Source organism: Streptomyces sp. NPDC059668 (genome assembly GCF_042734135.1).
Taxonomy (GTDB): Bacteria; Actinomycetota; Actinomycetes; order Streptomycetales; family Streptomycetaceae; genus Streptomyces.
On record NZ_JBHWEL010000017.1, the window covers coordinates 1 to 11,161 of the forward strand.

At 71.9% G+C, this 11,161-nt stretch carries 9 protein-coding genes; 5 read left to right on the forward strand and 4 right to left on the reverse strand.

The window, feature by feature from the left end; all coding sequences use genetic code 11:
* Positions 1-158: 158 nt before the first annotated feature.
* The gene (locus tag ACFV2J_RS15155) at positions 159-1,394 is read right to left on the reverse strand and encodes a glycoside hydrolase family 3 N-terminal domain-containing protein (RefSeq protein ID WP_385097814.1); all 1,236 of its coding nucleotides are present in this window, start codon (positions 1,392-1,394) and stop codon (positions 159-161) included.
* 696 nt (positions 1,395-2,090) lie between these two features.
* On the opposite strand from ACFV2J_RS15155, the gene ACFV2J_RS15160 reads away from it, so the two are divergent.
* Together ACFV2J_RS15160 and ACFV2J_RS15165 are read left to right on the forward strand one after the other, a co-directional pair.
* Positions 2,091-2,579: a hypothetical protein gene (locus tag ACFV2J_RS15160; RefSeq protein WP_385097811.1), complete on the forward strand. Its 489-nt coding sequence runs from the start codon at positions 2,091-2,093 to the stop codon at positions 2,577-2,579.
* 453 nt (positions 2,580-3,032) lie between these two features.
* Complete coding sequence (locus ACFV2J_RS15165; RefSeq protein ID WP_385097560.1) at positions 3,033-3,818, forward strand: polysaccharide lyase family 7 protein; 786 nt, start codon at positions 3,033-3,035, stop codon at positions 3,816-3,818.
* Between the two features lie 46 nt (positions 3,819-3,864).
* Here the strand turns inward: ACFV2J_RS15165 and ACFV2J_RS15170 are convergent, their stop codons facing one another.
* Positions 3,865-6,024: a SpoIIE family protein phosphatase gene (locus ACFV2J_RS15170; protein ID WP_385439098.1), complete on the reverse strand. Its 2,160-nt coding sequence runs from the start codon at positions 6,022-6,024 to the stop codon at positions 3,865-3,867.
* Between the two features lie 286 nt (positions 6,025-6,310).
* On the opposite strand from ACFV2J_RS15170, the gene ACFV2J_RS15175 reads away from it, so the two are divergent.
* On the forward strand, positions 6,311-7,591 hold the full coding sequence (locus ACFV2J_RS15175) for an MFS transporter (RefSeq protein ID WP_385097875.1): 1,281 nt from the start codon (positions 6,311-6,313) through the stop codon (positions 7,589-7,591).
* A gap of 315 nt (positions 7,592-7,906) precedes the next feature.
* Here the strand turns inward: ACFV2J_RS15175 and ACFV2J_RS15180 are convergent, their stop codons facing one another.
* Entirely contained in the window at positions 7,907-8,476 is a 570-nt protein-coding gene (locus ACFV2J_RS15180; protein WP_385438959.1) for a universal stress protein, read from the reverse strand.
* A gap of 325 nt (positions 8,477-8,801) precedes the next feature.
* On the opposite strand from ACFV2J_RS15180, the gene ACFV2J_RS15185 reads away from it, so the two are divergent.
* Entirely contained in the window at positions 8,802-9,260 is a 459-nt protein-coding gene (locus ACFV2J_RS15185; protein ID WP_385097743.1) for an SAV_915 family protein, read from the forward strand.
* A 13-nt stretch (positions 9,261-9,273) separates the two neighbouring features.
* Positions 9,274-10,608, forward strand: a complete 1,335-nt coding sequence (lysA, locus tag ACFV2J_RS15190; RefSeq protein ID WP_385097746.1) for a diaminopimelate decarboxylase — start codon at positions 9,274-9,276, stop codon at positions 10,606-10,608.
* A 174-nt stretch (positions 10,609-10,782) separates the two neighbouring features.
* Here the strand turns inward: lysA and ACFV2J_RS15195 are convergent, their stop codons facing one another.
* Positions 10,783-10,947, reverse strand: a complete 165-nt coding sequence (locus tag ACFV2J_RS15195) for a hypothetical protein (protein WP_385097749.1) — start codon at positions 10,945-10,947, stop codon at positions 10,783-10,785.
* Positions 10,948-11,161 lie beyond the last annotated feature (214 nt).

The following is an 11,161-nucleotide window of genomic DNA, read 5'->3' on the forward strand; positions in this document are numbered from 1 at the left end:
GGCCCCGACGAGCCCCGGCGGCCCGTCCGCGCCGGTGCCTGCCAGGGCTTGTCGGGGCTCGTCGGGGGGGGGGGGGGCGCCGGCGGGCGCGGGGCACCGCCCCGCCGCGCGCGGCCCCCCCCCCACCTCACTGCGAACCTCATCCATCCGACCGGGCATCAGCCGCAGGTCAGCAGGCCCACCTTCTGCTTGGCGGTCAGGACGCGGTGGACGCTCTGCTCCATCTGGGTGCGGAAGGCCGAGTTCTGCGCCATCCGCGCCGTCACGGCCTTGGTCATGGCCGGGACCTGGTTCGGTTCGCCGGCCAGCACCAGGTCTCCGCCGGCGGAGAGGAAGTTCAGGGCCCGGTCGGCCGGGGGTACGGACTTCACCGCCACCGCGTTCCCGAGGTCGTCCGAGACGACCACACCCTTGAAGCCCATCGTCTTGCGCAACAGCCCCTGGATCACCGTGGAGGAGAACGCCGCCCGGTGCTTCGAGTCGATCTTGCTGTACGTGGCCGAGGAGATCATGACGAACGGCGCGCCCGCCTTGATCCCCGAGCTGAACGGCGTGAGGCTCGAACTCTTGGTCGTGGTCACCGTGTCCACCACGTTGGCCGTGGTGTCGGTGTTGCCGCGCACGTTGCCGAGTCCCGGGAAGTGCTTCAGCGTGGCCAGCACGTTGGACTGGGCGAAACCCGCGGCGAACGCGTTGGTGTGAGGCGTCACCGCCGCTGCCGTATGGCCGTACTCACGGTCGTACCGGCCGATCGGCGCGTTGTTCCTGCCCAGGCTCAGCGGCACGACGTCGGCGACGGGCGCGAGGTTCAGGTTCACACCGGCCGCCTTGAGCTGCTTCGCCCAGGTGGCGGCCTCGGCGCGAAGCTTCGAGGCCGACCAGCTTCCCTGCACCAGCCCGCTCGGGATGGTCGAGAACCCGGGGCCGGACAGCACCTGTACCTGGCCGCCCTCCTGGTCCGTGGAGACCAGCAGGCCCACACGATGCTTCGACACGGTGTCGGCCTTCGCCTGCAGGCCGTCGACCAGCGACTTGGTCGCCTTCGTGCCGGCCTTGCTGCGTCCGGCCAGGAAGACCGACCCGACGTGGTACTGCCGCAGGACCTGGATCCGCGCCTGATCCGGTTTGGAGGCGGTGACGCTGCCCATGAACAACTGACCGACGCGTTGCGGCCCGGTCATCGCGGAGTACACCTTGTCGACGCAGCTCGCGGCCTGGCTGTCGGCGGCCGCGTCCGGTGCCCGGGTCGCGGCAGAAGGGTGCGAGGGGTAGGTCACGCCCAGGCTCGCGGCGGCCAGTGACAGCGCCAGCAGCGGGACGGGCCACAGTGCCTTCCTGCCCTTGGAACCGCGGGACGGCGTTCGCCGTGGTCCATGGGCCTGCTGGGATGTCATGCGGAGCCCCTTCCGGTACGCCGGACCGCGGACACGGGCGCGCCGATGCTCGGCCGTCGACGGCGGTCACGCGGCCGGCACAACTGAACCAGCACCACCAAACGTACATCGATCCGATCGCGTTCGCCTCTGCGGTGGTGTACCGGGCCGGTGAGGTGCGGCGACGGCGCGGGGACGGGGTGGAACACACGGTTGTTATGACCCGGTTTCGCCAACCCGGCGCCACGAAAACGGAATTGGGTCGGCGCTCGCATCGTGGGCGACCGCGGTGTCCTCGGTGACCGTGACGGCCGTCGGGCGTCCGGGAGTACCGGCTCCCGATGGCCGGGGGTGTGGGCGTCGTACGTCCGCGGGGGAGCCGGCCGAACCTCGAACCTGGTGACTCGGGTGCCGCGTAGGGCGAATGGTTCGGTGCCGCGTGGGCCGAATGGTTCGGTGCCGCGTGAGCCGACGTCCCGCCTTGCCCGCCTCGCCGCCCTCGGCCGTGCCGCGCACTCGCGGCAACTGGGCCGCGCGGAAGCCTATTTGGCTGGGCGTCAGATCTGTGACCCGGTGGCCGGATTCCGGCATGTGCGTCCGAACGGGTGCCTGCCACGGGACTTCTGCGTGTCTGATATTCCGGATAAAGGGATTATCGGTACGTTCTCTCGCAGATCGGCCGGTGCGGCCGACGTCTCAGAGATAGGGGAAAGTGACATGACCACGCGCAACATTGCCGTGACTGCCGCTGTCGCGGCCGCTACGGCCCTCGTCGCCACGGGCGTCACCTACGCCTCGGCCGCCGCGGCTCCTGAGGCCGCCCCCGCCGTTCAGCAGGTTGCTCCCATGGGAGGCGACAGCGGGCAGTCGAAGGGCAACGAAGGAGGTGGCGGTGGCGACCGTGGTGGCCGTGGCCACTACGAGGGCCACATCGACTTCAACGAGCGCACGTACTCCGCTCACTCCTGGGGCTGCATCACCGTGGTCAGCGGCCTCGGTTCGCGCAGCTTCAACGTCCGCAACGACAGCCACAAGACCGTCGAGGTCTTCCGTGGCGCCACCTGTGACAACGGTTCGCCCGTCGCGACGGTCGGCCCGTGGAGCAGCAGCAACGGTGTCATGCCGTTCCGTGTCCACGGTGGCGTGAAGGTCAAGAACGGCGTCGTGGGCAGCTTCCGCGTCGTCGAGGACCACCACCGCTGGTAGTGACGGCGTCACCGCACCGTCCGCACCGCATGGAGAACCCGGCCCGCTGCAATCGGGCCGGGTTCTCCGGCTGAAGGCCTGTCGCGGCCGCGCCGACGTCACCGAAGGCGCGTCCGGGCGGTTCGCCGTCCGGCTTCCGCACGCACCGATCGCGGCCCGTCCTCCCCGGGGAGGACGGGCCGCGGTGCGTCACCCCGGGTTTCCCCCAGGGCGCCCTAGGTGTCCGGTCGGCGAGGGCCCGGGATGCCCGGCCGGCGGGAGGGGGGCGAACTCCAGCTCCGTCAGGGCCCGTTGACGACCGAGCCGGGTCGTGTTACTCAAGTGTGACGCCCTATTGGACTAGACCTAGTTCGACAGCTCCGTAGGTCCGTAGCTCCGTAGCTCCGTAGCTCCGTGGCTCCGTAGCGACATCGCTTCACCCTTCATCGCTTCGATCGTCGAAGGACCCCCCACATGATCCGTTCCAGGTTTCTCGCGATAGCCGCCGCCGCGGGCATGGCCGGCACCCTCGCCCTGCTGGGCACCGGCAATGCCACCGCCGGCGTCCTCGCGGACCCGTCCGTGGCGCCCGGCGGCAATTTCGACCTGTCCGTCTGGCAGCTCCAGGAGCCGGTGGGTTCGCCCGGCTCACCCACCACGATCTCCTCGTCCCGGCTCCAGGGGGCGAACGGGTTCCAGGACTCGTACTTCTACACCGACACCCGTGACGGCGCCATGACCTTCTGGGCTCCGGAGAAGGGCGTCACCACGCCGAACTCCAACTACGCGCGTTCCGAGCTGCGGGAGATGAACCGCAACGGCAGCGCGGCCAACTGGTCGCTGAGCGGTACCCACCGGATGAGCGCGACCCTACGCGTGGTGTCGGTGACGCAGAACGTCTGCGTCGGGCAGATCCACCTCGGCACCGGCGGCAGCTCCACCAAGCCGCTGCTGGAGCTCTACTACCACTCGAACGGTGACATCGTCCTCGGCACCGAGAACTCGCCGTCCGGCGGCCAGACGACACGCACGGTCGGCCATGTGTCGATCGGCAAGACATGGACCTACACGATCGGCGTCTCCGGCGGCCACACGATCGACCTGACGGTCAACGGCACCACCACGCACTACGCGATTCCGTCGTCCTTCGACCCGTACAAGCAGTACTTCAAGGCCGGCTCGTACAACCAGTCGTCCTCCGACAGCACCACGAAGGGCGCACGGGTCGCCTTCTACGGGCTGACCGTCTCCCACGGCTGAGCCGTCCGGGACCGCTGACGGCCGCCGCAAGGCCGGGGCGCCCGGTTCACGAAGGCCGGGGCGCCCCGCGCGGTCGGCTGTGCGGACTGATGAGGAGCAGTGCGATGTCGTCGTTCTGCGGCGAGACCTGCCCGGGGTGACGGACGAGGGTGTCGGCGAGGGCATCCATGCCGCGGTGCCGCGCCTGGGACAGCCGGACGGCGAGTTGGGCCGTTGTCTCCTCGATGTCGGCTCCTGGCGCCTCGACGAGTCCGTCGGTGTACAGCGCGAGCACCGCGGAGGGCGGGAGCCGGATCTCGGTGGCCGGGTAGTGGCAGTCGGGGTCGATGCCGAGGAGGAGACCGGGTGACAGGCTCAGCACCTCGGTCCGGCCGTCGGGATGGCGCAGGAGTGGCGGCGGGTGGCCGGCGGTGGCCACCTGGACGCGGTGGTGTGCCAGGTCGAGATGGGCGTAGAGGCAACTCGTGAACAGGCCGGGGTCGAGGTCGGTCAGCAGGCGGTTGACCCGGGCGAGGACTTCGCCGGGAGGTGCGCCGGCGGCGGCGTGGACGGCGGTGCGGACCTGTCCCATGAGGGCCGCGGCGTCGGCGTTGTGGCCCTGGACGTCGCCGATCGTCGCGGCGACGGTGGTGGGGCCGAGGCGGATCAGGTCGTAGAAGTCGCCGCCGATGTCGATACCGCGGGTGGAGGGCAGGTAGCGGGCGGCCACGTCAAGCCCGGGGATGTCCGGCAGCGCTCGGGGCAGCAGGGCGGTCTGCAGGCGGTGGACGAGGTGGTGCTCGTTGTCGTAGAGGGCGGCGCGGTCCAGGGCCTGGGCGAGCAGCCCGGCGGTGGAGGTGAGGATGGCGCGCTCCTCCGGGGTGAAGCGGTGCGGCTGGTCGTAGGAGAGCGTCCAGCAGCCGACGGGGCGGCCGGAGGCGATGAGGGGCAGGAAGGCCCAGGCGGATTTGTTCGTCAGCCGGGGAATGCCGGGGTAGGCCCGATCCATTTCGTCCCGGGAGCCGAAGAAGCTGGGTACGCCGGCGGTCAGGGCCAGTGCGGACGGGGTGGGTGGTGCCGGCGCGGACGAGGTCGGCGGCCCCGAGAGGGCGGCGCCGTCGAAGCGGTCGATGATCTCGGCGGTGTAGCCGCGGTACCCGATGATCCGCAGCCGGTCGTCCGCCGCGACGAAGAGGACCAGGCCCTGGGCGTTGAAGGCGTCCAGGAGCTGGTCCGCGGCCTGGTCGACCACGTCCTGCACGCCGACGGCCTCGGTGAGTGTGGCGGCCAGGTGCAGCAGATGGTAGAGACCGGCCGTCCGGCCCGGTGTGACGGGAGCGGACGTGGACGGTTCCGCGAGCCCGCCGGTGCGGGGCGAGGGGGCCGGGGTGATGCGGATGCTGAGGCCGGAGGCGTCCGGGTAGAGGTGGAAGGACAGCTGTCGGTCCGGCGGGCACAGGGCGGTGAAGGACGTGGGCTGACCGCTGACCACCGCGGCGCGATAGCGGTCCTCGAAGCCGAGGCTGTCCAGCCATGGCAGCGCGTCGCAGGGTCTGGCCCCCAGCAGGACGGACCGTTCGACCCCCACGAGGTCGGCGGCCGCGGTGGTGAGGTAGGCGATGCGCCCCGTCAGGTCCAGCCCGCAGCACCCCTCGGGGAGCCTCTCGGTGAAGTCCGCCGCGGCCTGGGCCTCGGTCGCTCCGGTGACCCGGCCGAGCGGACCGGGCAGCATCCGCGGCTCGCGCCCGGGCAGGACCGGGTGCCCGCGGTCGGACGCCTGGCGCAGGAGAAGGCCGAGGCGACGGCACCAGGCCTGGACCGCGTCGTGTTCCCGCAGGGCCAGGCGCGGTGCGTGCGAGCCGGGCCACAGCAGTACCAGCCCGCCCCAGGTGGTCGTGCCGGTGGTGATCGGAGCGGCGACCACCGCGAAGGGGTAGGGGAGCACCAGCGCGGCCCGCGGATAGCGCAGCGCCATCTCCTCCTGGCCGCCGATCCACACCAGGCGCCGCTCACGGACGGCGTCCGACACCGGGATCGGCGATTCCAGCCCCACCCGTGCCCAAGGGGCGATGATCTCCCGCGAGACCCCGCTCATCACCGCCAGTCGCAGCTCCCTCCCGTCCCGGGACAACAGGTACACATGGCCGATGGAGGCTCCGGTCTCCAGGGCGATCCGGGAGAGAAAGGGTTCCAGCAGCTCCAGACCGGAACCGGTCACGGAGGGCATGTCGGCGGAATCGTGCACATTTCCATCTTCTCTCAGAAGGGCCGGTGTCTCGGGCGGGGGCTGAGGACCCCTGCGTGGGCGGCGGCGTGACGTAGGTCATGGCGGGCCTCGCTCGATCTTGGAATGCGCGGGTCCCCGCCACTGTTGCCGCGTTGAGGGCCCTGCCCTGTTCCGAGGGGATGCCGGGCAATGGTGCCCGCCAGGTGACGGGAGCTGGACACGGTCCAGGCCCTTCCTGCTGCTCCCTGGTTCCTGGATCGCTGTCTTCGAAGGGTTCTTCTGCGTCATGCCACTTGCCTTGCTGGCCCTGGCTGTCGTCGCGTTCGGTATCGGTACGACCGAGTTCGCCACGATGGGGCTGCTGCCCCAGATCGCCGACGGTGTCGGTGTCTCGGTCCCGCACGCCGGCAACCTCGTGTCGGCCTACGCGCTCGGTGTCGTCGTGGGCGCGCCCCTCCTGACGGGTCTCGGTGCGCGCGTCCCCCACAAGCGGCTGCTGCTTCTCCTGTCCGGGCTGTTCGTGGTCGGCAACCTTGCGTCCGCGTTCGCTCCCGGCTTCGGTCTCCTGTTCGCCGCGCGCTTCCTGGCGGGTCTGCCGCACGGGGCGCTGTTCGGCGTGGGCGCCGTCGTCGCGTCACGGCTGGTCGCGCCCGAACGGGCCGCGCGCGCGGTGTCGAAGATGTTCCTCGGTCTCACCGTCGCGAACATCATCGGTGTCCCGGCCGGCACGGCCCTCGGTCAGCAGTTCGGCTGGCGGTCGGCCTATGGAGCCGTCGCCGTCATCGGCCTCGTCGCGCTCGCCTCGCTGGCCAAGTTCGTTCCCCATCAGCCGCGCGGCCAACAGGCGGGCATCGGCCGCGAGCTGCGGGCGATGGGGAACAAGCAGGTCGCGATCGGCCTGGCCACGGCGGTGGTCGGCTTCGGCGGATTCTTCGCCGTCTACAGCTACCTGGTTCCGATGCTGACGAATCTGACGGGCATCTCCGACTCGTCGACCACCCTGGTCCTCGCGCTCTACGGAGTCGGTATGACCCTGGGCACGCTGATCGCGGGTCCGCTCACGGACCGCGCCCTGCGTCCGACGCTGTACGCGGGACTCGCTCTGCTCGCCGCGGCGCTGGTGGCGTTCTACTTCACCGTCCACAGCACCGTGCCCGCCCTGCTGACGATCACCTTCATCGGCGCGGTGGGCTCCCTCATCACCACACCCGTCCAGATGCTGCTCATGGCGAAGGCGAAGGACGCTCCCACCATGGCGGCGGCCTCCAACCACTCCGCCTTCAACCTGGCCAACGCGGGCGGCGCCTGGCTCGGCGGCCTGGCCATCTCGGCGGGCTGGGGCTGGGCCTCGCCCAGTCTGGTCGGCGCGGCCCTGGCGGTGGCCGGCCTCGGTCTCGCCTTCACCGGCGGCTTCATGGACCGGGGCAGCCCCGGCTCCGTGGTGATCACTTCGTCCGGCGGGGAGGGTGCGAAGGCCGTGGGACAGGGTGTTGCGGCGCACGGAGCGGCCGAACCCGCCCGCTCCGCCGGGCAGGTGGAGGTTCCCCGGGGCCCGGACAACCACTAGGTCGTGTTGCGGGAGTCGCGTCGTCCGCCCGGAGGCAGGCGGGCCTTTCGCAACCCGCCCTGCTGCCGCGGCGGGCAACGTCTGCCTGTCAAGGAGCGGCGTCCGGTGCGGCGAGCGGGGGCACCTTCAGCGCCCTTGAGACAGTGGGGGAGTGTGCCGGGCGTGGCGACGGGGCTAACGTCGCCCACCGCGGCACCGGGCGTACTGATCACGGTCCTTTACTGCGCCTCCTCGACCGCGAGTCCCCGGCCGTGAGCCGTGAGCCGTGAGCCGTGAGCCGTGAGCCGTGAGCCGTCAGCCGGCAGGCGTTAGGCGTCAGGCGTCAGGCCTGACGGTCTTCCCGGCCTGCTCCGCCAGGCGACGGGTGTCCAGGCGCAGGTGCCACAGGTTGCGCCGGTGCGCGCTGGTCAGTTCGGCCTCCAGTGGGGACGGCGGCACCGCGAGGACCGGGCAGACGGCGTGGGCGAGGCAGTAGCGGCTCACCGAGCACGAGCAGAGGCGGTGCCAGCCGCTCCGGCGGCCGGCACCGACGACCAGGAGATCGTTCTCGCGGTCCGCGCTGTCCACCAGCGCCCGGCCCGCGGTGCCGCGCGCGACGAGCGCGCGCATCGGCACCCCGGGGCCGGCCCCGCCGAACGCGTCGTCGAGCGCGGTGAGCAGATTGCGCCGCGCCAGCCGCTGCCACTCGTCGACCAGCACGTACGAGGCCGGCGTACGACGGGCGGCGAGTTCACCGCCGGGGGGTTCCCAGGCCAGGACGGGCCACAGCTCGGCACCCCGCCGCCGGGCCTCGTCGGCGGCCCGGCACAGGGCGGTGAGGCTGCCGAGGGAGCCGCTGACCCCCACCACGACACGAGCGGCTGCGGGGGCGCCGGAATCAGACATGGCTCGACCGTTCTTCGCACACGCCCACGGGTCCCTCCCGCGGGCGGTCCACGAGGGACCGCTCCCCATTGCACTCCTGGCCGGGACGCTCCGACACCCCGTACGCCCCATTTTGGCGCGCTCCTGACGGCCGCCCTCCTGGCCGGTCGCCCCGCGCGTCAGTATCGCGTCAGCGTCCGCGCGAGCGCCGTCAGCGTCGCGTCATGAGGTGTCGGAGAACCGCAGGGCACGGGAATAGCTTCTGCGGTGAGCGCCGGTCCGCCTTCTCGCGTTCGAGGCGTCGAGGTGCTCACCGAACCGTCCCGGATCCTCCAGGAGGCGTCCCATGCACCACCTCTCGTGCGGTGAAGACCCCGAGCCCGCCGAACGATTCCCGGCCGGAGCGTTGTTCGTTCCGGTCCGGCCGGGGTCGGCAGGATGTGCGGTCCGGCTCTTCCGTACGCCGCTCGGCGAGCGTACGGCCGTCGGCTTCACCTCGGAGCGCGGACTGACCACGACACTCGGTGCCGAGCAGGCGTGGATCAGGCTCGCCGAGCCCGCCCTGCGCGCGCTGGCCGAGCCGCTGGGAGTCACCACCGTCACGGTGGATCCCTCCTTCTCCGCGCCGGCCCCGGCCCAGGCCGTGCCGGTCACCCGCGAGCCGTTCAGGGCCGTCGCCCCGGTACCGCGGGAGCCGTCCGCACCCCGTACCCGCACGAGCACATGGGATCCGCAGGCCGTCGGCGTGCTGCGGGTGACCGGCGCCGCCGCACTCGTGTCGGCACTGTCGCTGTGGATCGGTTGAGAGGGAACGCACGATGACCACTGTTCACGAACCCGCTGTCGGCACCACCGGCGGCGACCTGTCGGTGTGGCCCGCCTCGGCCACCGAGCCCCGCCAGGGAGACCTGGCCGTGGGCGGTGTCCCGCTCGCCGAGATCGCCGACCGCTTCGGCACCCCCGCCTACGTGCTCGACGAGGGCGAGGTGCGCGAGCGCTGCCGCACCTACCGGCACGCCTTCCCCGACGCCGACGTCCTGTACGCGGCCAAAGCCTTCCTGTGCAGGGGCATGGCCCACTGGGTCGAGGAGGAGGGCCTCGGCCTCGACGTCTGTTCCGCCGGTGAACTGGAGCTCGCGGTCACCACCGGGTTCCCGCCCGAGCGGATCGTGCTGCACGGCAACGCCAAGTCCCCGCACGACCTGGAATCCGCGCTGCGCCTGGGGGTCGGGCGCATCGTGATCGACAGCCCCTCCGAGATCGCCCGGCTGGCCGCCGCCGTCGGGCCCGGCGGGCACCAGAAGGTCATGGTGCGGGTGGTGCCGGCCATCAGCGCGGGCGGCCACGAGAAGATCCGGACCGGCACCGACGACCAGAAGTTCGGCCTGTCCATGGCCGACGGGTACGCCCAGCACGCCATCACCCGGATCCTCGACCAGCCGCAGCTCGAACTCACCGGCCTGCACTGCCACTTGGGATCACAGATCACCAGCGTCAAGCCGTATCTCGTCGCCGTGCGGCGCATGGTGGGGCTGATGGCACGCCTGCGTGAGCAGCACGGCCTCGTCCTGCCCGAACTCGACCTCGGCGGCGGCCACGGCATCGCCTACCTGCCGGGTGAACAGGCGCTGGACCTCACGGCCCTGGCGCGCCGGGTCCGGACCGAACTCGCCGAGGCCTGCGCGGCCGCCGGGCTCAGCGTGCCCCGGCTGATGATCGAGCCGGGCCGCGCCGTCGTGGGGCCCGCGGGGATCGCGCTCTACCACGTACTCGCCGTCAAACGGACCGGCGACCACGTCTTCGTCGCCGTCGACGGCGGGATGAGCGACAACCCGCGGCCCGCGCTGTACGGCGTGCGCTACGCGCCCCGCCTGGTCGGTCGGCACAGCGCCGCGGAGCCGGCCGCGGTGACCGTCGTGGGCCGCCACTGCGAGGCCGGTGACGTGCTCGCCACCGACGTCGAACTCCCCGCCGACGTACGCCCGGGCGACCTGCTGGCCGTCCCGGTCGCGGGTGCCTACCACCTCTCGATGGCGTCCGGCTACAACATGGTCGGCCGCCCGCCGGTGATCGCGGTGCGTGGCGGCCACGCGCGTCTGCTCGTCCGCCGGGAGTCCCTGGAGGACATCCGCAGCCGCGACGTGGGGCTGTAGACGCCGCTCCTTTGAACGGCCTCCGGACGGGTGACGGCCCGGACCCCGCCCGGAGGCACCCCTCGCTCCGGCGCTCACCCGGCATCCGCACGCGCTCGGGGAGCAAGCCCGCGCGTGCCGCCGTGGCCCGGCGCGGGTCGTCACACGCGGTCGCCGGGGTGCCGCTGGTGCCGCTCAGTCGGAGCGGTCGCGCGTGGTGGCGCGCCACTCCTGGTACACGCGCCACAGCCGCTCGGCGCGTGGGCAGCGGCCCGACTCCCGTTTGCAGACCCGGCAGTTGCCGACGTGGCTGATGTACACGGCTTCGGGGCTGTGATGCCCCGGTGGTGGATTCGGCATGGCCCCCGGCACCCTTCGGCGTGGTCTTCACGCGCGCGTTGTCGCTTCTGGTGCCGTACTTCCGGTGCGGGGGCGCTTTCGGATGCGGTGGGCGGGTGCCAATTCCCGTTCCCCGCGGGCCCGCACGGCCCCGGGGGGGGGGGGCCCACCCGCCCCGGCCGCACCCGCGCGGGGGGGGGCCCGCGCCGCCAAAGAACACCAGGGGGAGAAGGGT